Origin of the sequence: Paracoccus cavernae (assembly GCF_042430175.1) — a bacterium.
GTDB classification, from domain to species: Bacteria; Pseudomonadota; Alphaproteobacteria; order Rhodobacterales; family Rhodobacteraceae; genus Paracoccus; species Paracoccus cavernae.
The window spans coordinates 658,639-679,025 of the sequence record NZ_JBHMDZ010000001.1 but is presented as its reverse complement, the minus strand read 5'-3'; the positions used below and the strand labels follow the sequence as shown (position 1 = coordinate 679,025).

23 protein-coding genes are annotated in these 20,387 nt (G+C 61.4%); 5 read left to right on the top strand and 18 right to left on the bottom strand.

What is annotated here, in order from left to right; translation table 11 throughout:
• Positions 1–143: 143 nt before the first annotated feature.
• From fghA to rph, 13 genes are all read right to left on the bottom strand, one after another.
• Positions 144–980 (bottom strand): S-formylglutathione hydrolase, encoded by an 837-nt coding sequence (gene fghA, locus ACFFUC_RS03325; RefSeq protein ID WP_377683482.1) that lies wholly within the window; start codon positions 978–980, stop codon positions 144–146.
• Positions 977–1,498 (bottom strand): GNAT family N-acetyltransferase, encoded by a 522-nt coding sequence (locus ACFFUC_RS03320; protein WP_377683480.1) that lies wholly within the window; start codon positions 1,496–1,498, stop codon positions 977–979. Before ACFFUC_RS03320 ends, fghA begins: the two co-directional genes overlap by 4 nt.
• On the bottom strand, positions 1,495–2,136 hold the full coding sequence (locus tag ACFFUC_RS03315) for an ATP-dependent Clp protease proteolytic subunit (protein ID WP_377683478.1): 642 nt from the start codon (positions 2,134–2,136) through the stop codon (positions 1,495–1,497). The genes ACFFUC_RS03320 and ACFFUC_RS03315 overlap by 4 nt, the downstream gene beginning before the upstream one ends.
• Before the next feature lie 75 nt (positions 2,137–2,211).
• Positions 2,212–3,339, bottom strand: a complete 1,128-nt coding sequence (locus ACFFUC_RS03310; RefSeq protein WP_377683618.1) for an S-(hydroxymethyl)glutathione dehydrogenase/class III alcohol dehydrogenase — start codon at positions 3,337–3,339, stop codon at positions 2,212–2,214.
• A gap of 115 nt (positions 3,340–3,454) precedes the next feature.
• Positions 3,455–4,039 carry an S-(hydroxymethyl)glutathione synthase gene (gene gfa, locus ACFFUC_RS03305; protein WP_377683476.1) on the bottom strand — a complete coding sequence of 195 codons (585 nt, stop codon included), beginning with the start codon at positions 4,037–4,039 and terminating at the stop codon, positions 3,455–3,457.
• Between the two features lie 90 nt (positions 4,040–4,129).
• A complete protein-coding gene (locus tag ACFFUC_RS03300; RefSeq protein ID WP_377683474.1) occupies positions 4,130–4,879 on the bottom strand; it encodes an amino acid ABC transporter ATP-binding protein in 750 nt (249 codons plus the stop codon).
• The gene (locus ACFFUC_RS03295) at positions 4,876–5,547 is read right to left on the bottom strand and encodes an amino acid ABC transporter permease (RefSeq protein WP_377683473.1); all 672 of its coding nucleotides are present in this window, start codon (positions 5,545–5,547) and stop codon (positions 4,876–4,878) included. The genes ACFFUC_RS03300 and ACFFUC_RS03295 overlap by 4 nt, the downstream gene beginning before the upstream one ends.
• Position 5,548: 1 nt before the next feature.
• Positions 5,549–6,328 carry an amino acid ABC transporter substrate-binding protein gene (locus ACFFUC_RS03290; RefSeq protein ID WP_377683472.1) on the bottom strand — a complete coding sequence of 260 codons (780 nt, stop codon included), beginning with the start codon at positions 6,326–6,328 and terminating at the stop codon, positions 5,549–5,551.
• A 142-nt stretch (positions 6,329–6,470) separates the two neighbouring features.
• The gene (locus tag ACFFUC_RS03285; RefSeq protein ID WP_377683471.1) at positions 6,471–6,824 is read right to left on the bottom strand and encodes a YbaN family protein; all 354 of its coding nucleotides are present in this window, start codon (positions 6,822–6,824) and stop codon (positions 6,471–6,473) included.
• A 2-nt stretch (positions 6,825–6,826) separates the two neighbouring features.
• Complete coding sequence (hemW, locus tag ACFFUC_RS03280) at positions 6,827–8,014, bottom strand: radical SAM family heme chaperone HemW (protein ID WP_377683470.1); 1,188 nt, start codon at positions 8,012–8,014, stop codon at positions 6,827–6,829.
• A gap of 42 nt (positions 8,015–8,056) precedes the next feature.
• A complete protein-coding gene (locus tag ACFFUC_RS03275) occupies positions 8,057–8,431 on the bottom strand; it encodes a RidA family protein (protein WP_377683468.1) in 375 nt (124 codons plus the stop codon).
• Positions 8,424–9,041 (bottom strand): RdgB/HAM1 family non-canonical purine NTP pyrophosphatase, encoded by a 618-nt coding sequence (gene rdgB, locus ACFFUC_RS03270; RefSeq protein ID WP_377683466.1) that lies wholly within the window; start codon positions 9,039–9,041, stop codon positions 8,424–8,426. The genes ACFFUC_RS03275 and rdgB overlap by 8 nt, the downstream gene beginning before the upstream one ends.
• Entirely contained in the window at positions 9,038–9,751 is a 714-nt protein-coding gene (gene rph / locus ACFFUC_RS03265) for a ribonuclease PH (protein ID WP_377683464.1), read from the bottom strand. Before rph ends, rdgB begins: the two co-directional genes overlap by 4 nt.
• A gap of 97 nt (positions 9,752–9,848) precedes the next feature.
• Between rph and hrcA the strand changes: the two genes are divergently transcribed.
• From hrcA to nagB, 5 genes are all read left to right on the top strand, one after another.
• Positions 9,849–10,904, top strand: a complete 1,056-nt coding sequence (gene hrcA, locus ACFFUC_RS03260) for a heat-inducible transcriptional repressor HrcA (RefSeq protein ID WP_377683462.1) — start codon at positions 9,849–9,851, stop codon at positions 10,902–10,904.
• Between the two features lie 100 nt (positions 10,905–11,004).
• Positions 11,005–11,484: a nucleotide exchange factor GrpE gene (locus tag ACFFUC_RS03255; RefSeq protein WP_377683616.1), complete on the top strand. Its 480-nt coding sequence runs from the start codon at positions 11,005–11,007 to the stop codon at positions 11,482–11,484.
• A gap of 149 nt (positions 11,485–11,633) precedes the next feature.
• Positions 11,634–13,025, top strand: coding sequence for an aminotransferase family protein (locus ACFFUC_RS03250; protein ID WP_377683460.1), 1,392 nt, complete (start codon positions 11,634–11,636; stop codon positions 13,023–13,025).
• Between the two features lie 144 nt (positions 13,026–13,169).
• Positions 13,170–14,657, top strand: a complete 1,488-nt coding sequence (gene pdxR, locus ACFFUC_RS03245) for a MocR-like pyridoxine biosynthesis transcription factor PdxR (protein WP_377683459.1) — start codon at positions 13,170–13,172, stop codon at positions 14,655–14,657.
• A gap of 43 nt (positions 14,658–14,700) precedes the next feature.
• Positions 14,701–15,483 carry a glucosamine-6-phosphate deaminase gene (gene nagB / locus ACFFUC_RS03240; protein WP_377683457.1) on the top strand — a complete coding sequence of 261 codons (783 nt, stop codon included), beginning with the start codon at positions 14,701–14,703 and terminating at the stop codon, positions 15,481–15,483.
• A gap of 2 nt (positions 15,484–15,485) precedes the next feature.
• On the opposite strand, the gene ACFFUC_RS03235 is transcribed toward nagB, so the two are convergent.
• The 5 genes from ACFFUC_RS03235 to mnmG form a co-directional block, all read right to left on the bottom strand.
• On the bottom strand, positions 15,486–15,959 hold the full coding sequence (locus ACFFUC_RS03235) for an Lrp/AsnC family transcriptional regulator (protein WP_377683456.1): 474 nt from the start codon (positions 15,957–15,959) through the stop codon (positions 15,486–15,488).
• Between the two features lie 316 nt (positions 15,960–16,275).
• Positions 16,276–17,103: a ParB/RepB/Spo0J family partition protein gene (locus ACFFUC_RS03230; RefSeq protein ID WP_377683454.1), complete on the bottom strand. Its 828-nt coding sequence runs from the start codon at positions 17,101–17,103 to the stop codon at positions 16,276–16,278.
• A 64-nt stretch (positions 17,104–17,167) separates the two neighbouring features.
• Positions 17,168–17,944 carry a ParA family protein gene (locus ACFFUC_RS03225; RefSeq protein ID WP_377683452.1) on the bottom strand — a complete coding sequence of 259 codons (777 nt, stop codon included), beginning with the start codon at positions 17,942–17,944 and terminating at the stop codon, positions 17,168–17,170.
• The gene (gene rsmG / locus ACFFUC_RS03220; protein WP_377683450.1) at positions 17,937–18,524 is read right to left on the bottom strand and encodes a 16S rRNA (guanine(527)-N(7))-methyltransferase RsmG; all 588 of its coding nucleotides are present in this window, start codon (positions 18,522–18,524) and stop codon (positions 17,937–17,939) included. Before rsmG ends, ACFFUC_RS03225 begins: the two co-directional genes overlap by 8 nt.
• Complete coding sequence (mnmG, locus tag ACFFUC_RS03215; protein WP_377683448.1) at positions 18,521–20,380, bottom strand: tRNA uridine-5-carboxymethylaminomethyl(34) synthesis enzyme MnmG; 1,860 nt, start codon at positions 20,378–20,380, stop codon at positions 18,521–18,523. Before mnmG ends, rsmG begins: the two co-directional genes overlap by 4 nt.
• Between the last annotated feature and the right edge of the window lie 7 nt (positions 20,381–20,387).

Below are 20,387 nucleotides of genomic sequence, written 5' to 3'. Positions count from 1 at the left end.
CCGGACCATCAACTTGTTGAGAGGATTGGCCCCGCAACGCTTTGCGTCAATCAATGCGGGCGTAGCATAAGCTGAAAGTATTAGGGAAAATCGGCATTTCGTCGCAGGAACTTCCCCCCGATTTTACCGGGGGGAATGATATTTTACAGACGTTCAGCGTGCCAGCGGATGTGCTCGGGCATGAAGGTCTGGACGAAGAAATAGCTGTGGTCGTAGCCGGGCTGCATGCGGAAAACGCCGGGCTGGCGACGCTCCATCATGGCGTGGGCCAACGTTTCCGGCTTCAGCAGGTCGAGGAACTGGTCCTTGCCGCCCTGATCGACCAGCACTTCGCCCGGATAGCCGCGCTCGCGCATCAGAACGGTCGAATCATGGGCCTGCCATTTCGATTCGTCCGCGCCGAGATAGGCGGTGAACTGCTTGCGGCCCCAGTCGGACTGGCTCGGGTTGGCGATCGGCGCGAAGGCCGAAACCGATTTGTAGGTCTCGGGATAGGTCATCGCGAGGGTGAGCGCGCCGTGGCCGCCCATCGAATGGCCGGTGATGCCCTGCGCGTCGCGGTCGAGCGGGAAATTGTTGAAGACCAGCTCGGGCAGCTCGTGCGCCACATAGTGCCACATCTTGAAATGCGTGCTCCACGGCGCTTCGGTCGCATCGACATAGAAGCCCGCGCCTTGGCCGAGGTCATAGGCCTCGTCGTTCGGCACGCCTTCGCCGCGCGGCGAGGTATCGCAGAAGATCAGCGCCAGACCATATTCCGAAGCCCATTCCTGCGCGCCCGCTTTGGTCATCGCATTCTCGTGGGTGGTGGTCAGGCCGCCAAGGAACCACAGCACCGGAACCTTGCCGAATTCGGCCGCCGGAGGCAGGTAGACCGCAAAGGTCATGTCGGTGCCGGTCGCTTGCGACTTGTGCTTGTAGACGCCTTGAGTCCCGCCGAAGCTGCGGTTCTCGGACAAAGTTTCGTAAGTGAGCGTCATCCCTGCTCTCCTTTCGTCAAATCCTGGAACATGACCAATGCATCGACATAGCCATGTGTGGGGTGATCGAATGCTGCAGGCAGCCTGCCGACAATGGCAAAACCGGCTTTCTGCCACAAATGGACGGCATCCGCGTTGCTCGACACGACGAAGTTGAACTGCATCGCGCGAAAGCCCTGCCCGCGCGCCCAATCCTTGGCATGTTCGACCAAAGCGCGCGCGATCCCGCGTCCGCGCGCGGCGGGTGCGGTTGCAAAGCTGGCATTGGCGACATGGGAAGCCGGACCGGGCCGGTTGCGGCCGACATGGCTGATGCCGAGAATCTCGCCGTCGATCTCGGCGACGAAGGCGGTGAAGGGCTCGACAAACCAATCCGCCAAAGCCTCATCGCGCGAAATGTCCCGCGGGATGCAATAGGTTTCGCCGGCGCGATAGACCGGCTCGAGAATGCTCCAGATCACGTCGTGATCGGACGGCAAGGCGGGGCGTATCGCTACGCCCCGGCTATTCGTGGTCATTTCAGCTCATCCGCCGAGGTGATGACTTGGCCCAGAAGACCGTAGTCCAGCGCCTCTTGCGTATTCAGCCAGAAGTCGCGCTGGGTGTCTTTCTCGATGCGCTCGACCGGCTGGCCGGTGGCATCGGCAAAGATGTGGTTCAGGCGGTCGCGCATGATGCGGACCTGCTCTGCCTGGATCATCATGTCCGACGAGGTACCGCCGATCCCGCCCGAGGGCTGGTGGATCAGGAAGCGCGTGTTCGGCAGACAGAAACGGTTTTCCTTCTTCGCGGCGACAAAGATCAGCGCGCCGGCCGAAGCGACCCAACCCGAACCGATCGTGCGCACGGTCGGACGGATGAACTTGATCACGTCATGGATCATGTCCCCCGATTCGACATGCCCGCCGGGCGAGGAAATCAGCATGTTGATCGGCTTGTCGCTGTCTTCGGCCAGGGCCAGAAGATGGGCAACCGTGCGCTGAGCCAGCTTGTCGTTGATCTGGCCCGCAACGATTACCGTGCGCGACTTGAAGTAGAGTTTGCCGATCTTGTCGCCTTCGGGAAGGCCGAGGCCCTCTTCCTTGGGCGCATCCTGACGAGGCGCGTCATCGTCATCATCATCGTCGTCATCGTCCAAAACGAAATGCTTCGCCATGATCGGTCCCTTTCATGTTGACGGCGGGAGCGGTTCCCCGTCCCCGCCGTCTTTTACCTAAGCAGTGCTTAGCGATCAGTAAACCACCACCGCGCGGATCGATTCACCCTTGTGCATCAGATCGAAACCTTCGTTGATCTGGTCCAGCGTCAGGATGTGGGTGATCATCGGGTCGATCTCGATCTTGCCGTCCATGTACCAATCGACCAGACCCGGAACGTCGGTACGACCGCGGGCGCCGCCGAATGCCGAGCCTTTCCAGACGCGGCCGGTGACCAGCTGGAACGGACGGGTGCTGATTTCCGCGCCTGCCGGTGCCACGCCGATGACGATCGACTGGCCCCAACCGCGGTGGGTGCACTCAAGCGCGTCGCGCATGACTTTGACGTTGCCGGTGCAGTCGAACGAGTAATCCGCGCCGCCGATCTGGTCGAAGGGCGTCTTGGTCAGGTTGACGATTTCCTGAACGACGTTCTCGACTTTGGTCGGGTTGATGAAATGGGTCATGCCGAAGTGGCGCGCCATTTCTTCTTTGCCGTCGTTCAGATCGACGCCGATGATCTTGTCGGCACCGGCCATTTTCAGGCCCTGGATGACGTTCAGACCGATCCCGCCGAGACCGAAAACAACAGCGGTCGCGCCGATTTCGACTTTGGCGGTGTTGATCACCGCACCGATGCCGGTGGTGACGCCGCAGCCGATGTAGCAGATCTTCTCGAACGGCGCGTCGTCACGGACTTTCGCCAGCGCGATTTCCGGCAGAACGGTGTGGTTCGCGAAGGTCGAGCAGCCCATGTAGTGGTAGATCGGGGTGCCGTCGAGCATCGAGAAACGGGTGGTGCCGTCCGGCATCAGGCCCTGACCCTGGGTCGAGCGGATCGCGGTGCACAGGTTCGTCTTCTGCGACAGGCAGGACGGGCACTGGCGGCACTCGGGGGTGTAAAGCGGGATGACGTGGTCACCGGGCTTGAGCGTGGTCACGCCTTCGCCGACTTCCAGAACGATACCTGCGCCCTCGTGGCCGAGGATACAGGGGAAGATCCCCTCCGGGTCAGCGCCCGAACGGGTGAAATCGTCGGTGTGGCAAAGACCGGTCGCCTTGATCTCGACCAGAACTTCCCCGGCCTTGGGGCCCTCGAGATTGACCTCCATGATCTGCAGGGGCTTACCGGCCTCTAGTGCGACGGCTGCGCGGGTTCTCATCATTTGGGGCTCTCCTTGATAGTGCGGGCCAAGGGACCCGCTGGCGTCTTGGTCTTCATTGCATCGGGGGCCAGTTTCCCGGCCCCCTCTGACAGTCAAGTTATCCGAACCGGCATTAAGCCGGAAGGGCACCCGATTTTTTCGCGATATGGGTTGCGATCGCATCCATGAGCGGCGGCGAAAGCGCGTCGTAGGGCTCGAGGCCCAGCTCGCGCAGACGGGCGCGGATCGCGTCCATACGGCTCGGATCAACGCCCGATTCGATGATCGAGCTCACGAATGCCGCGAATTCCGGGGCGGACCAGCCGTCGGTGTCCGACAGCTCGGTGTGAACGAAGTCGAGACCGTAGAACGGATGTTCCTTGTTCTCGATGCGGCCGTACATGTGCACGCCGCAAGCGGAGCATTTGTGGCGCTGGATCGGAGCGTCCTTGTTGACGATCTCCAGACGGTCGGCGCCCGAGGTGACGGTAACCGCATCACGGCCGACAACCGCGATCTGCGAGAAGACGGCGCCTTCGGGTTTCCAGCACTTGGTGCAACCGCAAACGTGGTTATGCGCGGTCTGCGATGCAACAGTCACGCGCACCGGATTCGAGGCGCATTTGCAATGCAGTTCGCCACCGCCGAAACCGGCTTTGGTCGGCTTGATGCCGTTATCGACTGCAGGGTGAATTTTCACGCCAGACGTATCAACCATGGTCCATCCTCCGATTGGACTAAATATGCCTGCAAAATCACGCCTGCGCCCCCCTCGGCGCAAGTGGTCAAAAGGTTGTACCCTGCAAGCCTATGCCGACACACGCCGCAGGAATTCGCGGGTCCGGGGGTCTTGCGGCGCGTCGAAAACCTGCGCGGGCGGGCCCTGTTCGACGATGCGTCCGCCCTCCATGAAAACAATGCGGTCGGCGATTTCGCGGGCGAACTGCATCTCGTGGGTGACGATCAGCATCGTCTGGCGGCCGTCGGCGATGGTGCGGATCAGGTCGAGCACCTCGCCCACCCATTCGGGATCGAGCGCCGAGGTCGGCTCGTCGAAGAGCATCAGCTCCGAGCCCATCGCCATCGCCCGCCCGATACCCACGCGCTGCTGCTGGCCCCCCGACAAAGCGGCGGGATAGCTGCCCGCTTTATCGGCCAGACCGATGCGGGCAAGGATCTCGTCGGCGCGGGCATTGGCCTCGGGCTTGGACAGGCCGCGGACGCTGATCAGCCCTTCGGTCAGGTTCTCGCGCGCAGTCTTGTTTGCGAAAAGCGCATAGTTTTGAAAGACAAAGCTGGTGCGCCGCCGCAGGGCCAGAATCTCGGCGCGTCCGGCACGCGCGGCATCGACCGAGAGGTCCCCGATGCGGATCATTCCCGCATCCGGCCGGTCGAGAAAGTTCAGACAGCGCAGCAGCGTCGACTTGCCGGTCCCCGAAGGCCCGATGATCGCCACCCTTTCGCCGGACTGCAGGCTAAGGTCGATCCCGTCCAGAACCGTCAGCGCGCCAAAGCTTTTGCGCAGCCCCGCAATCGACACACCGTCTTTGTCGCTCATCGCTGGAACGCCTTCTGCATACGCCGCTCGAACAGCCTTTGGAGGAACGAGAGCGCCTCGACGATGGCCCAGTAAAGCAGCGCCACCACGAGATAGGATTCGAGATAGAGAAAGCTTCCCGCCGCCTCTTTCTGCGCCGCGCCCATCATCTCGGTCACGCCGAGCGTGAAGGCGAGCGAGGTCGATTTGATCATGTCGATGAAGTAATTCAGCAGGGTCGGCGCGGCGATCCGGCTGGCTTGCGGCAGGATGATGCGCATCAGCATCCTTCCCCGCGTCATGCCGAGCGATTCCGCCGCCTCCCATTGGCTGCGGTCGATGCCGAGGATCGCGCCGCGGATCGATTCCGCCATATAGGCCGCGAAATGCAGCATCAGCCCGAAGATCGCCGCCTGCATGCCGGTGATCGCCTTCAGCTCGGCGACAAGCTGCGGCAGGCCGAAGTAGAACAGGAACAGCTGGACCAGCAGCGGCGTGCCGCGGAAAAAGCTGATGTAGAGCGCAACCAGCCAGTCGAGTACCGGCACCTTGAGCACCCGCACGATGGCAAGCAGCACCGACAGGATCAGCGATCCCACCATCGCGGCACCGGCCATCGCCAGCGTCCTTGGCACATAGCCAAGGATCACCGGCAGGATTTCGGCCATATAGGCGGTATCAAGCGCCATGTTACGGCGCGGGCGTGGCTGCGGTTTCGGCCAAGGGCTTGGTCACATCCTGCTCGAGCCATTTTTGCGAGATCTCGGCCAGCTTGCCGTTTTCCTTGAGCTTGGTGATCGCGGCATCGACCTTGGCGCGCATTGCCTCGCCAGCCGCATCCTTGCGGAAGGGCAGCGCGTTCTGGATCTCGTCGAAGGGCGCGCCCGCCTGTTCCAGCGGCAAGGGGCTTTTCGCGATCACCTGCGCGGTAGACACGCGGTCCATCACGAAAGCATCGACGCGGCCAAGGGCGACATCCTGTTCGAAATTGGTCTCGTAGGTTTTGATGTCGATATCGGCGGCATTGGGAAGCGCGCGCAGCAGTTCCTCGAAATTCGAGCCGAGGTTGACCGCAACGGTCTTGCCCGACAGGTCCTGCGGGCCGGCGATGCCTTTGGGATTGCCCTTCTGCACGACAACCTGTGCCCCGTCATAGACATAGGGCTGGGTGAAATCGAATTTCTCCTGCCGCTCGGGGGTGATGGTGATCTGGTTGGCGACGGTATCGATGCGCCCCGATTCCAGAGCGCCGATCAGGCCGGAAAAGGACATGGTGACGAATTCGACATCGTCGCCGGTCTCTGCGGCAATCGCCTCGAGGAAATCCACCTCGAAGCCCTGCAGCTTGTCGGCACGCACGAAGGTGAAGGGGAAATAGCCGCCCGACATGCCGACGCGGATGGTCTCGGCCATGGAGGGCGCGGCGGCCAGAAGCGAAAGGGTCAAAGCGGAAACCAGAGTGCGCAGCATCATTCTCTCCTGCTGGGGCGACCTTATGCGAACGCGCGGAGGCGCGACGCTCGGGCGGCCGAGGTCCAGTCAGAATAACATGTTATGTCTTGAGAATGTTCCCGAAAATCAGGGGGGCCTTGCAGGCGCCCCGTCGGCCCGTTCAGCTTTCGGGACGGGTGATCAGGAAAAGCGCGATGGCCAGGCAGATGCAGACCTGTACGCCGATCAGCACCAGCGGCAGTTTCAGCACCACCGACCAGACGACGCCGCAGCTCATGGCGAGGATCGCCCAGAATTTCGCGGAACGCCCGATAACGCCGCGATCCTGCCACGCGCGGATCGAAGGGCCGAAGGTCGGATGCGCCAGAATGCGGTCGCGGATCGCATGCGACGAGCGCGAGAATGCCCAGACCGCCACCAGCAGGAAGGGCACGGTCGGCATGATCGGCAAAACCGCCCCGATCCCGCCAAGGATCAGCGCCATCCATCCAATGCCCAGCCAGATGATCCGCATGTTCAGGCCGCCAATTCGCGCAAAATGCCGTTGAGCACGGGGCGCCCCTGATCTGTGGCGCGGACCCTGCCCTGCGCCACTTCGATAAGGCCCAATTGCAACAGATCCGCGACCCGCCCTTCGGGCAGAGCGCTTCCGGCAAGGGCCTCGTAACGCGCGATCTCCATCCCTTCGGACAGACGCATCGACATCAGCAGATATTCCAGCGCACGATCATCAAGCGGCAGGGCCTCGCGCAGGCTTTCGCCGTGGCCGTGGCTGTCGACCGCCGCCAGCCATTCGCCCGGAGCGCGGTGGGCCTCGGTCGCGTAGCGCGTGCCGCCAAGCGTCATGCGGCCGTGCGCCCCCGGCCCGACCGCCGCCCAATCGCCCTGACGCCAGTAAATCAGGTTGTGACGGCTTTCGGCGCCCTTCGCGGCATGGTTCGACACCTCATAGGCGGGCATACCGGCTGCGGCGCAAATATCTTGCGTTTCCAGATACATATCGGCGGCATTATCGTCATCGGGCAGGCCCTTCAGCCCGCCTTTCGCGTGACGCGCGCCAAAGGCCGTGCCCGGCTCGATGGTGAGCTGGTAGAGCGAGAGGTGATCGGCCGCCATCGACAGCGCCTCGGACAGCTCGCGCCGCCAATCCTCGCGGCTCTGGTCTTGGCGGGCATAGATCAGGTCGAAACTGATGCGGTCGAAACAGGCGCGGGCAATGTCGAAAGCGGCGCGGGCTTCGGCAACGGAATGCATCCGGCCCAGTTTCGCGAGATCCGCATCATTGAGCGCCTGCACCCCCATCGAGAGCCGGTTGACGCCCGCATCGGCAAAACCGCGAAACCGCCCCATCTCGACCGAGGTGGGGTTGGCTTCCAAGGTGATCTCGATGTCGTTGGCGAATTGCCAATGACTGCGCGCGGCCTCGATCACGGCGGCGACGGTCTCTGGCTCCATCAGGGACGGCGTGCCGCCACCGAAGAAGATCGAATTGAGCACCCGCCCCTCGGACTGCGCCCCCGTCCGCGCCAGATCGCGGCGATAGGCATCGGCCCAACGGCGCTGGTCGATACTGGCCGCGACATGGCTGTTGAAGTCGCAATAGGGGCATTTCGAAGCACAGAACGGCCAATGGACGTAAAGGCCGAATCCGCCTGCGCGCCAATCGTCGGCGACAAGGTCGGTGGAGGGGGCGGATTGGGACATGGCTTATGGCTGTGCTTATGGCTGTGAACGGCCAAGGGGCCGTTACTCTTTCAGGGCGGTGACTTCGATTTCGACCTTCATCTCGGGCTTGATCAGCCCGCAGATGACCATCGTCGCGGCGGGACGGATATCCCCCATATAATGGCCAAGCACCGGCGCGATTTCATCCACCAGAGCGGCATCGGTCACGCTGTATTGAACGCGCACCACATCCGACAGCGCAAAGCCGCCCTTGGTCAGGGCGGCGATGATCGTCACGAAACAGTTGCGCGCCTGATCGGCGGCAGCATCGGGCATGGTCATCGTGGCGTAATCATAGCCGGTGACGCCCGAAACAAAGCACCACGGGCCTTTGACGACCGCTCGGCTGTAACCCAAAGCCGCCTCGAAGGCGGAACCGCCCGAGATTTTAAGCAAAGGCCGCCTCCAGCTTGCGGAAAGCATCGGCACGGTGGCTGATGCGGTTTTTCTCGGCGGGGTCCATTTCGGCGAAGGTCAGGCTTTGCCCGCCCTCTTGCCCGTCGGGGACGAACATCGGGTCATAGCCGTGCCCATGCGGCCCGCGCGTCGGCCAGACGAGGCGGCCGGGGGCGATGCCCTCGAAAATCTCTTCGTGACCATCAGGCCACATCAGGATCAGGGTCGCACGGAATTGCGCTGTGCGCGGCTCGGGCACATTCGCGGCCTCGAGCTCGTTCCATGCCCGCGCCATCGCCATGTCGAAGTCGCGGCCGTTCGGGGTCTCGGCCCAATCGGCGGTATAAACCCCCGGCGCGCCGTCCAGACCGTCGATGGTGATGCCGCTGTCGTCGGCGAGAACCACCAGACCCGTGGCCTCCATCGCGGCGCGCGCCTTGATGCGGGCGTTGCCGATAAAGGTCGTTTCGGTCTCGTCGGGCTCTGCCAGACCCATCTCGCCGGCCGAGGTGACCTCGATCCCGAAGGGGGCCATCATGGCGCGGATTTCTTCCAGCTTGCCGGCGTTATGCGTGGCGACAAGCAGCTTTTTCTCGGTCAGCTTCCTCATGCGATCGCGGCCTTTTGTGCGGCGACGAGTTCGGCGACCCCCGCCTCGGCCAGATCCAGAAGCTTGTCCATTTCCGCGCGCGAGAAAGCCGCGCCTTCGGCCGACATCTGCACTTCGATCAGACGGCCAGCGCCGGTCATGACGAAATTGCCGTCGGTGCCCGCTTCGCTGTCCTCGGCGTAATCGAGATCCAGCACCGGCTGGCCGGCATAGATGCCGCAAGACACTGCCGCAACGTGATCCAGAAGCGGATCCGAGGTGATGATCCCCGCCTTCAACAGCTTGTTCACGGCCAGACGAAGCGCGACCCAGCCGCCGGTGACCGAGGCGCAGCGCGTGCCGCCATCGGCCTGAATGACGTCGCAGTCGATGACGATCTGACGCTCGCCCAAGGCGCGGCGGTCGACGCCTGCGCGCAGGCTGCGGCCGATCAGACGCTGGATTTCCTGCGTGCGCCCCGACTGCTTGCCCAAAGCGGCCTCGCGGCGGTTGCGGCTGTTGGTCGCGCGCGGCAGCATACCGTATTCCGCAGTGACCCAACCCTGCCCCGAATTCTTCAGGAACGGCGGCGCTTTGTCCTCTATCGTGGCCGAGCACAGCACTTCGGTGCCGCCGACACGGATCAGGCAGGAGCCCTCGGCGTGACGCAAAACCCCTGTTTCAATTGAAATCGGGCGCATTTCGCTTAAATTTCGTCCTGATGGGCGCATCTGGCATTCCTTTCGGGGGTTTTAATGCCAAATACAGGTCTGCCGCCCCCAACCGCAACCCGTCAACGGCTTTACCCTTCGGAACAGATTGCCGCCCATGGCCGAACATCGCTTGCTCTCGGAACTCAATGACCGCTCCCGCGAGGTCTTTCGCAAAGTAGTCGAAGCCTATCTCGAAACCGGCGAGCCGGTGGGATCGCGCACGCTGACGCGCGGGCTGTCCGAAAAGGTCAGCGCGGCGACGATCCGCAACGTCATGCAGGATCTGGAATATCTCGGCCTTCTCGACAGCCCGCATATTTCGGCGGGACGGCTGCCGACGCAGCTTGGCCTGCGGCTTTTCGTTGACGGGCTGATGGAGGCCGGACCCGTCACCGATACCGACCGCAGCGCCATCGAGGAAACCGTCGGCCACCACCACTCCGACCCTGCCGAGATGCTCGACCGCGTCGGCGGCGCCCTGTCGGCGCTGACGCATGGCGCGTCCCTAGTGCTGACGACCAAACAGGAAGCGCCGCTGCGCCATATCGAATTCGTAAGCCTCGCCACGGACCGCGCTTTGGTCGTGCTGGTCTTTGCCAATGGCGAGGTCGAGAACCGCATCTTCACGCCGCCGCTGGGTCAGACCCCCTCTTCGATGCGCGAGGCGGCGAATTTCCTCAATGCGATCGGCGAAGGCCGCACGCTCAGCGATCTGCGCGCCTCGATCGCGACGGAGATCGCGCGCAGCCGCAACCAGCTCGACGGGCTGGCGGCGGCAATGATCGAGACGGGGCTCGCCCAATGGGAAAGCAACGGCTCGGATTCGCGGCTGATCGTGCGCGGACGCTCGAACCTTCTGGACAACGAGGCGGCCGATCTCGAACGGGTGCGCGTGCTTTTCGATGATCTGGAACGCAAGCGCGATATCGCCCGCTTTCTCGAACTGACCGAAGAAGGCGAAGGCGTACGCATTTTCATCGGATCCGAAAACAAACTGTTTTCACTTTCGGGTTCCTCTTTGGTGGTTTCCCCTTATATGAACGCTGACCGGAAGATTGTCGGAGCGGTGGGCGTGATTGGCCCGACACGGCTGAACTATGGCCGCATCGTACCAATCGTCGATTACACCGCCCAACTTGTCGGGCGCGTTCTGTCGGGCAGAAAAGGATAAGTCGATGACGAATGAAAAAACGAATGGGCAGAAGCCCGAGCATGAACTTCCGGAGAATGACAGCGCCTTCCTTGCTGAAGATCCGGCCGATTTCGCCGATATGAGCGCCGGCCCGAATGTCGATGTCATCATCGCCGAACGTGACGAATACCGCGACCGCTTCATGCGCGCTCTGGCCGATGCCGAGAACGCCCGCAAGCGCGCCGACAAGGAACGCCGTGATGCCGAGCAATATGGCGGCACCCGCCTTGCCCGCGATCTCGCGCCGGTTCACGACAACCTGACCCGCGCGCTGGCCCATGCCACCGACGAGATGCGCGCCGCCGCAGGTGCGCTGATCGAAGGCGTGGAGCTGACCCTGCGCGAGCTGGAAAGCATCTTCGCCAAACACGGCATCGAAGTGATCAACCCGCCGGTCGGCACCAAATTCGACCCGCAGGTCCACGAGGCCATGTTCGAGGCCCCCGTTCCGGGCACCGTCGCAGGCACGATCATCCAGGTCATGGACAACGGCTTCATGCTGCATGACCGCCTGCTGCGTCCCGCCAAGGTCGGCGTCAGCTCGAATCCGGGCAACTAAGCTCCACCCCCCACATCGAAACGAACAGGCCAGTTACCGAAGAACCCGGTAACTGGCCTTATCAATTGGTGCCGTCTGGACCTGTGCGCCGAAGCCTGCCCCGTGTCAGGATAAGATCAGATTATTCCGATCTTGCTGAGAGCCTCGCCATGAACATCCCCAATCCGCTAAGCGCCCGCGACAACGACCTGAGCCATATCATCGAGGCCGACCGCGCCCATGTCTGGCACCACCTGTTGCAGCACAAGGCGCTGGAAACCACCGATCCGCGCATCATCGTCGAAGGCAAAGGCATCCGCGTCTGGGATGCGGCCGGACGCGAATATATCGATGCCGTCTCGGGCGGTGTCTGGACGGTCAACGTCGGCTACGGCCGCGAGAGCATCGCCAATGCCGTGCGCGACCAGCTGATCAAGATGAACTATTTCGCGCAGTCGGCGGGCTCTATTCCGGGCTCGCTTTTCGCCGAGGCGCTTCTCGACAAGATGCCCGGCCTGAGCCGCGTCTATTACGCGAACTCGGGTTCGGAGGCCAACGAGAAGGTCTTCAAAATGGTCCGCCAGATTTCGGCGCGCCACCACAAGGGCAAGAAATCCAAGATCCTTTACCGCGACCGCGACTACCACGGCACGACGCTGGCGAACCTCGCCGCCTGTGGCCAGCCCGAGCGCGCGGCGCTTTACGGCCCCCTGCCCGAAGGCTTCATTCAGGTGCCGCATTGCCTTGAATACCGCAAGCAATGGGATGTCGAGGATTACGGCCGCCGCGCCGCCGACGCTATCGAAGAGGTCATCCTGCGCGAGGGCGCCGACGAGATCGGCCTGCTCTGCCTCGAGCCGATCACGGCCGGCGGCGGGGTCATCGTGCCTCCGGCAGGCTATTGGGAGCGCGTGCAGGAGATCTGCCGGAAATACGACATCCTGCTCCATATCGACGAAGTCGTCTGCGGTCTCGGCCGCACCGGCGCATGGTTCGGCTATCAGCACTACGGCGTGCAGCCCGATTTCGTGACCATGGCAAAGGGCCTCGCCTCGGGCTATGCGGCGATCTCCTGCGCGGTGACGACCGAAAAGGTCTTCGAGATGTTCAAGGACGATCCCTCGGATCCGCTGAGCTATTTCCGCGACATCTCGACCTTCGGCGGCTGCGCCTCGGGTCCGGCGGCGGCGCTGGAGAACATGCGCATCATCATTGACGAAGACCTGATCGGGAACACCCAGCGCATGGGCGAGCGCCTGACCGGCAACCTTCTGGCACTGATGGAGAAGCACAAGGTCATCGGCGACGTGCGCGGCCTCGGCCTCTTCCAAGGCGCCGAGCTGGTCACCGACCGCAAGACGAAAGAGCCGGTGGACGAGAAGCTCGCGCAGCGCGTCGTGGCGGAATGTTCGGCTCAGGGCGTGATCATCGGGGCGACGAACCGCTCGCTGCCGGGCTTCAACAACACGCTCTGCCTCTCGCCTGCCCTGATCGCTTCGGCCGACGATATCGACGCCATCACCGGCGCGATCGACGTGGCGCTGACCCGCGTCTTTGGCTGAGTTGTCCCTGAACACCTGAAGAACGCATTCTTAAGGTGCATAATGTTTCACGTGAAGTCGGGGCCCGCCAGCTTGTCTGGCGGGCCCTCGCCATGATAGCGACAAGGCCAGAGAGAAAATCCTCACAGGCCAGTCGGGGGTGATATGGCGATTGCACCCGAGCTTTTCTTTGTCGATCCCGATGCCGCGACGACCCTGCAACATCAGCTTCGCCAGCAGATCGTCGACGCCATTCTCGACCGCCGCTTCCTCGCCGGCGAAAGGATGCCCTCGAGCCGCCTTCTCGCCAAACATCTCGGGGTCAGCCGCCTGACGGTGGCGACGGCCTATGCCGACCTTCTGTCCCAGGGCTATCTCACCTCGCGCGACCGTTCCGGCTATTTCGTGGCGGATGCCGTCGCTGCGCAGCCCGCCATGAGCGCCGCCGACCAGCCCGACAGCCGCGCCGACTGGTCGCGGCTGATCGGCCAGCGCTTCCGCAATCCGCGCAGGCGCCACCAGAATCCCGACTGGCGCAACTACCGCTTTCCATTCACCTACGGGCAAGCCGACCCGCAGCTTTTCGACCGCTCGGCCTGGCGGCAATGCTCCTTGCAGGCTTTGGGGCAGCGCGACTTCGACGTGCTCACCGCCGATTTCTACGAGGCCGACGACCCCGAACTGGTGCTCTACATCACCCGCCACATCCTGCCTCGCCGCGGCATCAGCGCGCGCCCCGAAGAGGTCCTGCTGACCATGGGCGCACAGAACGCGCTTTGGCTCGCGGCGCAGGTCCTGCTGAACCAGCGCCGGACCGCGGTGATCGAGAACCCCTGCTACCCCGGCTTGCGCGAGATCGTCGAGCAGACCCGCTGCCATGTCCTGCCGATCGACGTCGACGCGCAGGGGCTGCCGGCCGATGCGCTCCGCTCCGGCGTCGATGTCGTTTTCACCACCGCCAGCCACCAATGTCCGACCAATACGACAATGACGCTGGCGCGGCGCAAGCTGCTGCTTGAACGCGCACGGACCGAGGGCTTTGCGATTGTCGAGGACGATTACGAATTCGAGGTCTCCTTTACCAACTCGCCCTCGCCTGCGCTCAAGTCCCTCGACCAGCATGACAGCGTGATCTATGTCGGCTCGTTTTCGAAATCGCTCTTTCCGGGGCTGCGTCTGGGCTACCTCGTCGGCCCGCCCGAATTCCTCGCCGAGGCCCGCGCACTGCGCGCCCTCGTGCTGCGCCACCCGCCCGGCCACCTGCAGCGCACCACGGCCTACTTCCTGTCGCTCGGCCATTACGACCGCCAGGTCGAGCACCTCCGCCGCGTCTATGCCGAGCGCCGCAACGTCATGGATCAGGCCATACGCAAACACGGGCTGACGATCGCCGGGGCCGAAAGCGGTGCGGGAGGATCGAGCTATTGGATGCGCGCGCCCGACGGGGTGAACACCATCACGCTGGCGCAGGATCTTCTGGCGCAAGACGTGGTGATCGAGCCAGGCCCGGATTTCTTCGTGACGCCGATGGACAGCTCGCACCACTATCGTCTTGCCTATTCCTCTATTGCGAGCGACCGGATAGAGGAAGGTATCGCGCGGATTGCGCGAGCGATTTCATCCGCACAAAATTCCGGCGGATCAACTGATTGACCGGCGCGAATGCCGCCGTCGCCAGCCGTGAAGGGTAATGTCCATGAAGGTCCTGATACTTGAAACCGCAGATACCGCACAGGAACGTGTGGTCTCGCTCATCGCGCAAACCATGCGCGACAAGCCCAATGCGGTGCTGGGTCTGGCCACCGGCGGCACGATGCTGCCCGTCTATGAAAAGCTGGTCGCACTGCACAAAAACGGCGGTCCGAGCTTTCGCGACGTGACGACCTTCAACCTCGACGAATATGTCGGCCTCGCGCCCGAACATCCGCAATCCTACCGCAGCTATATGAACGACGTGCTCTTCGGCAAGGTCGACATCAACCTGCAGCGCACCCACCTGCCCCGCGGCGATGCCCGCAACCCCGAGGATGAAGCGCTGCGCTACGAAGCCGCGATCGCGCAATGTGGCGGGCTGGATCTCCAGCTGCTGGGGCTGGGGCACAACGGCCATATCGGCTTCAACGAGCCGACCTCGAGCCTCAAAAGCCGCACGCGCATCAAGACGCTGACCAGGGAAACCCGCGACGCGAACAGCCGCTATTTCCGCGCCGACGAGACCATTCCGACATTCGCGATCACCATGGGCGTCGGCACGATCCTGGATGCGCGCCACTGCCTGCTGCTCGCCACCGGCGCACAAAAGGCCGATGCAGTCGCCGCGATGATCGAGGGGCCTTTGGCTGCCGTCTGCCCCGCATCGGCGCTCCAGCTCCACCCGAAAGCGACCATCGTCATCGATATGGCTGCCGCGGCGAAGCTGAAACTTCTCGACTATTACCTCCACGTCCACCCCGACGGAACGGCCCGCGAAGTCGTCTGAGATTAGTGGTTTCGCGTGTCGATCGGCAGGACGCCCTTGTCCTTGATCGGCTCCATCGCGAAATGCGAAGTCACGTTCCGAACAGCGACCGTCGCCGTCAGGCGGCGGTAGAATTCATCGAAAGCCGGCATGTCGCGGACGACGACCCGCAGCAGATAATCCGTCGGACCGGCTAGGCGATGCGCCTCGACCACTTCGGGATGCTGCGCGAGATGTTTGTGGAAATCGTCGCGCCATTCCGCACTATGATCGGCGGCCTCGATCGCGACAAAGACGGTCAGCCCGAAACCCAACTTGATCGGATCCACGCGCGCCACCCTGCCCGTGATGATCCCCTTCGTCTCGAGCCGCTGGATACGCTTCCAGCACGGCGTCTGCGACAAACCCACACGCTCTGCCAGCCGCGCCACCGAAAGCGAAGCGTCCTCCATCAGGGAAGCAACAATTTTTCTGTCGATAAGATCGAGATCAGCCATAGGATCAATCCATCCTGCATTGTTCGATGCTTATAATACCTAATCACGACCGGAGTAATAGTTATTAATTTCCGTCTTGCACAAGATAAGGAATTTTTCTGCTGCCATTCCATGGAAAGTGGTTATAGGTCCCATATCTAGGCATAGAGCAGGAAATTTTTCTGCATCCTGTGGAAGGTCGAAGCCTTTGGCGAACAGTATTCCTACAGAACCGGATCCAGACGGAGATCCAACCGAACCTATCCCGCGCCAAAAATGAGGAAAGCGGGAACCAGTTTCCTGATTCCCGCTGCAAATTCCGACAAGATCCGATGTGTCAGGCGCCCGCGCCCAGCATCTGGCAAAGACGATCAAGCTGATCGAGGTCGCTATAGCTGACCGTCAACTGACCGCCCTTCTCGCCCTGATGGTTGATGCTGACATTCATCTTGAGCTGCGCGGAGAGATCGCCTTCCAAAGCGCGCGTATCGGCATCCTTGGCACTCTCGCGGGCTTTACGCGCCTTGGGCTGCGAAGGTTCCGCTTGTTTGCGCACCAGCTCTTCGGTTTCGCGAACAGAGAGATTACGCTCGATCACCTTGCGCGCCAATTCAACCGCATTCGGCGCCGTGATCAGGGCACGCGCATGACCGGCCGTGAGCTTGCCTTCCTTCAACCAGGCTTGGACCTGATCGGGAAGGTTAAGCAGACGCAAAAGGTTGGCGATATGGCTGCGGCTCTTGTTCAGCGCTTCTGCCAGCTTTTCTTGCGTATGACCGAAACGCTCCATCAGCTGCTTGTAGGAAGCCGCCTCTTCAATCGCGTTGAGGTCAGAGCGCTGGATATTCTCGACGATCGCAACTTCGAGCATCTCGGTATCGTTGAGATTGCTGATGACGACCGGAACTTCATGAAGCTGCGCGATCTGCGCGGCGCGCCAACGACGCTCACCGGCCACGATCTGGTAAAGCCCCTTGTCGCGCGGATGCGGACGGACGATCAGCGGCTGCAACATACCGCGCGCTTTGAGCGACTGTGCCAGCTCCTGCAACGCTTCGGGAGCAAAAGTCCGGCGCGGCTGGTCAGGGTTCGGCGTCAGCTGCTCGACCGGCAAAGTCTGCCGCGGCGCCGGACGATCCGACGGAATCAAATCTACATCAGCCATCAAAGCAGAAAGCCCACGACCCAGTCCCCGTTTTTCCGATTTTGCTTCTGCCACGTCATCCCCCTCAAACTGTTGCGAGCTGTCGGCTCAAAAACTCGCGTGCTAGGCTGCGATAGGCCCCGCTTCCCTTGGATTGCGTATCGTAATGAAGCACCGGCATCGCATGCGAGGGCGCTTCGGATAGGCGGACATTCCGGGGAATAACGGTCTTGAACACAAGATCCGACAGCGTGCCGCGGGCATCGGCCTCGACCTGCTGGGACAAATTGTTGCGGTTGTCGGCCATTGTAAGGACCACACCCTCGATACGCAGCTCGGGATTCGCGGTCTGGCGAACCTCGCGAACGGTCATCAAAAGCTGCGAAAGCCCCTCAAGCGCATAAAATTCAGCCTGAAGCGGGACGAGAATGCTATGCGCAGCGACCATCGCATTCAGCGTCAGAAGCCCGAGCGCCGGCGGGCAATCGATCAAAATGAAATCGGCGTCATGCGTGCCGTGCAGTTTTTGCCGCAAAAGCTGCGCACGCGCCGAACGACCGGCCAACTCGATATCTGCGGAAGCAAGGTCCGAGGTCGACGGCACCAACGACAGGTTTTTGACTTCGGTCGCCTGCGCACATTCCTGCAAGGTTTGCTCGCCGACCAACAAATCAAACGAACTCAAATCACGCTTTTCCACCGGAATGCCCAATCCGGTCGAAGCATTGCCCTGAGGATCAAGATCGACAATCACGACCGAATGGCCAAGTTCCGCAAGCGCCGCCGCGAGGTTGATCGCCGTTGTCGTCTTGCCGACCCCGCCCTTCTGGTTTGCAACTGCAATAACCCGTGCTTCAGACATGACGAATTCCCGTAATCTGCAAAATGGCGGCTCCGGGCTCGGTCTCACTCGGATGCGCGATCATGTTAAAATTCCACATTTGACGCGCCTCTTCCACTTCGGTCTTCCAATTTTTCCCCTTCATCAGCCAAGCTGTACCATCGGCACGAAGGTGTCTGGACACATATGACATGAGCAAAGGAAGCGGAGCAAGGGCCCTGGCACTTACATTGGCAACATCAAGCTGATCCAGCTTTTCGATGCGTTCGGAGAGGACTTTGACATTGCCAAGGGCCAGCTCACGGGCAACCGTTCGAAGAAAGGTAGCCTTTCTCTGGTCGCTTTCAACAAGCGTTACCGCAAGATCCGGCCGCATAATGGCGTGTACCAACCCCGGCAAGCCGCCGCCACTTCCCAGATCCGCCCAATTTTCCGTGGCGGTTTGGGAAACTTCTGACAGCTGCCGTGAATCACGAATATGCCGTTCTTCCAGGAATGGGAGCGACTGTGGAGCGATCAGATTGATTGCCGGATTCCATTTTCGGATCAAAGCCGCGTAGTGGTCCAGCAATTTGTCTGTTTCACGTGAAACAAGAGTCATGCCGACTTCCGCGTATTCGAGCGAATAACGGCCAAAATCAACGTAAGCGCAGAAGGCGTCATACCTTCTATAGCCGCCGCCGCTGCAAGCGAAGTCGGCCGCCAACGGTTCAATTTGTCCTTGAGCTCGTTGGATAGACCCGAGATATCGTCGTAAGAGAAGTCGGCCGGAATGGTAACCCCCTCCTCTTTGCGCAGCTCTGCCGCATCGCGATCTTGGCGCTCGGTATATTGGTGATAGAGCGCATCTGTCGAAATTTGTCTGATCGTCTCGGCGCTGAACCCGGCCAACTCATCATCCAAAGCAAGAACGGTCGTTTGCTCGAGATCACCCTGCCCGAGTAGTCCGAACAGATTGCGGCGCACACCGTCCTGACGCACGACGATACCATGTGCGGAAAGCTGGTTCGGCGAAAAACTAACCGTCATCGCCCGATCACGCGCCGCGAAATACTGATCCATCTTTTGAGAAAAAGCAGCTTTCCTCACGTCCGAAACGCAACCCAGTTCGATTGCGAGGGGCGTCAGGCGCTGATCGGCATTATCGGCACGTAAGCTGAGTCGGAATTCGGCACGCGAAGTAAACATGCGATAAGGCTCGCTAACCCCGCGCGTGATCAGGTCGTCAATCATCACGCCAATGTAGCTTTGTGAGCGGCTCATAATCAACGGTTCGCGCCCAAGCACCTTGAGTGCCGCGTTCAAGCCGGCAACCAAGCCTTGCGCAGCTGCCTCTTCATATCCCGTCGTCCCGTTAATCTGGCCGGCAAGATAGAAACCTTCCAAGGTTTTAACCTCGAGCGTCGCCTTCAGCGAGCGCGGATCGACATAATCATATTCGACCGCATAACCCGGCTGAAGGATCTCGACACCTTCCAAGCCCTTGATAGAGCGCACATAATTATGCTGGACCTCTTCAGGCAGCGACGTCGAAATCCCGTTGGGGTAGACCACATCACTATCAAATCCCTCTGGTTCAAGAAAAATTTGATGTGAATTCTTGTCGGCGAACCGAACAACCTTGTCCTCGATCGACGGGCAATAGCGAGGCCCCACCCCTTCGATATGACCACCATACATCGCCGAAAGGTGAAGATTGTCCTGAATGATCTTATGCGTAATCTCGCTCGTATGCGTGATCGCGCAATCCACTTGCGGGGCGATGACGCCGGCGTTCATGTAGGAAAACAGAACCGGATCTTCGTCGCCAGGCTGCTTCTCGAGCGCGTCCCAATCGATCGTGCTTTTTCTCAATCGAGGCGGCGTGCCCGTTTTCAGTCGCCCGAAAGGCAAGTCGAGACCCTTGATCGATTGAGCAAGGCCAATCGAAGCATCATCTCCCCAGCGTCCTGCAGGACGGGAAACGTCGCCGATGTGAATGACACCGTTCAAAAACGTGCCCGTCGTCAGAACAACCTGGCTCGAAGAAAGATAGGTTCCATCGGCAAGGGTAACGCCGCGCACTCTACCATTCTCATGGTCGAGACCTGTAACTTCGCCGAAAATCAGCGAAAGCCCAGATTGTGTCGAGGCAGCCTGGAAAGCTGCGGCCCGATAGAGCGAGCGGTCGGCCTGCGCGCGGGGTCCCTGCACAGCGGGACCTTTTCGACGGTTGAGCAAACGAAACTGGATACCAGCTGCATCAGCCAGTCGCCCCATCACGCCGTCCATCGCGTCGATCTCGCGTACAAGATGGCCCTTGCCCAATCCGCCAATCGCCGGATTGCAGGACATCGTGCCGATATCTTCGGCCTTAAGTGTAACCAACGCGACTTCGACGCCCATTCGGGCTGCAGCCATTGCTGCATCAAGCCCTGCATGGCCTCCGCCGATCACGATCACATCATATTGTTTCACGTGAAAC

Coding starts and splice junctions, on each gene's coding strand:
- fghA (WP_377683482.1), bottom strand. CDS start 980: ATGACGCTCACTTACGAAACTTTGTCCGAGAACCGCAGCTTCGGCGGG.
- ACFFUC_RS03320 (WP_377683480.1), bottom strand. CDS start 1,498: ATGACCACGAATAGCCGGGGCGTAGCGATACGCCCCGCCTTGCCGTCC.
- ACFFUC_RS03315 (WP_377683478.1), bottom strand. CDS start 2,136: ATGGCGAAGCATTTCGTTTTGGACGATGACGACGATGATGATGACGAT.
- ACFFUC_RS03310 (WP_377683618.1), bottom strand. CDS start 3,339: ATGAGAACCCGCGCAGCCGTCGCACTAGAGGCCGGTAAGCCCCTGCAG.
- gfa (WP_377683476.1), bottom strand. CDS start 4,039: ATGGTTGATACGTCTGGCGTGAAAATTCACCCTGCAGTCGATAACGGC.
- ACFFUC_RS03300 (WP_377683474.1), bottom strand. CDS start 4,879: ATGAGCGACAAAGACGGTGTGTCGATTGCGGGGCTGCGCAAAAGCTTT.
- ACFFUC_RS03295 (WP_377683473.1), bottom strand. CDS start 5,547: ATGGCGCTTGATACCGCCTATATGGCCGAAATCCTGCCGGTGATCCTT.
- ACFFUC_RS03290 (WP_377683472.1), bottom strand. CDS start 6,328: ATGCTGCGCACTCTGGTTTCCGCTTTGACCCTTTCGCTTCTGGCCGCC.
- ACFFUC_RS03285 (WP_377683471.1), bottom strand. CDS start 6,824: ATGCGGATCATCTGGCTGGGCATTGGATGGATGGCGCTGATCCTTGGC.
- hemW (WP_377683470.1), bottom strand. CDS start 8,014: ATGTCCCAATCCGCCCCCTCCACCGACCTTGTCGCCGACGATTGGCGC.
- rdgB (WP_377683466.1), bottom strand. CDS start 9,041: ATGAGGAAGCTGACCGAGAAAAAGCTGCTTGTCGCCACGCATAACGCC.
- rph (WP_377683464.1), bottom strand. CDS start 9,751: ATGCGCCCATCAGGACGAAATTTAAGCGAAATGCGCCCGATTTCAATT.
- hrcA (WP_377683462.1), top strand. CDS start 9,849: ATGGCCGAACATCGCTTGCTCTCGGAACTCAATGACCGCTCCCGCGAG.
- ACFFUC_RS03255 (WP_377683616.1), top strand. CDS start 11,005: ATGAGCGCCGGCCCGAATGTCGATGTCATCATCGCCGAACGTGACGAA.
- ACFFUC_RS03250 (WP_377683460.1), top strand. CDS start 11,634: ATGAACATCCCCAATCCGCTAAGCGCCCGCGACAACGACCTGAGCCAT.
- pdxR (WP_377683459.1), top strand. CDS start 13,170: ATGGCGATTGCACCCGAGCTTTTCTTTGTCGATCCCGATGCCGCGACG.
- nagB (WP_377683457.1), top strand. CDS start 14,701: ATGAAGGTCCTGATACTTGAAACCGCAGATACCGCACAGGAACGTGTG.
- ACFFUC_RS03235 (WP_377683456.1), bottom strand. CDS start 15,959: ATGGCTGATCTCGATCTTATCGACAGAAAAATTGTTGCTTCCCTGATG.
- ACFFUC_RS03230 (WP_377683454.1), bottom strand. CDS start 17,103: ATGGCTGATGTAGATTTGATTCCGTCGGATCGTCCGGCGCCGCGGCAG.
- ACFFUC_RS03225 (WP_377683452.1), bottom strand. CDS start 17,944: ATGTCTGAAGCACGGGTTATTGCAGTTGCAAACCAGAAGGGCGGGGTC.
- rsmG (WP_377683450.1), bottom strand. CDS start 18,524: ATGACTCTTGTTTCACGTGAAACAGACAAATTGCTGGACCACTACGCG.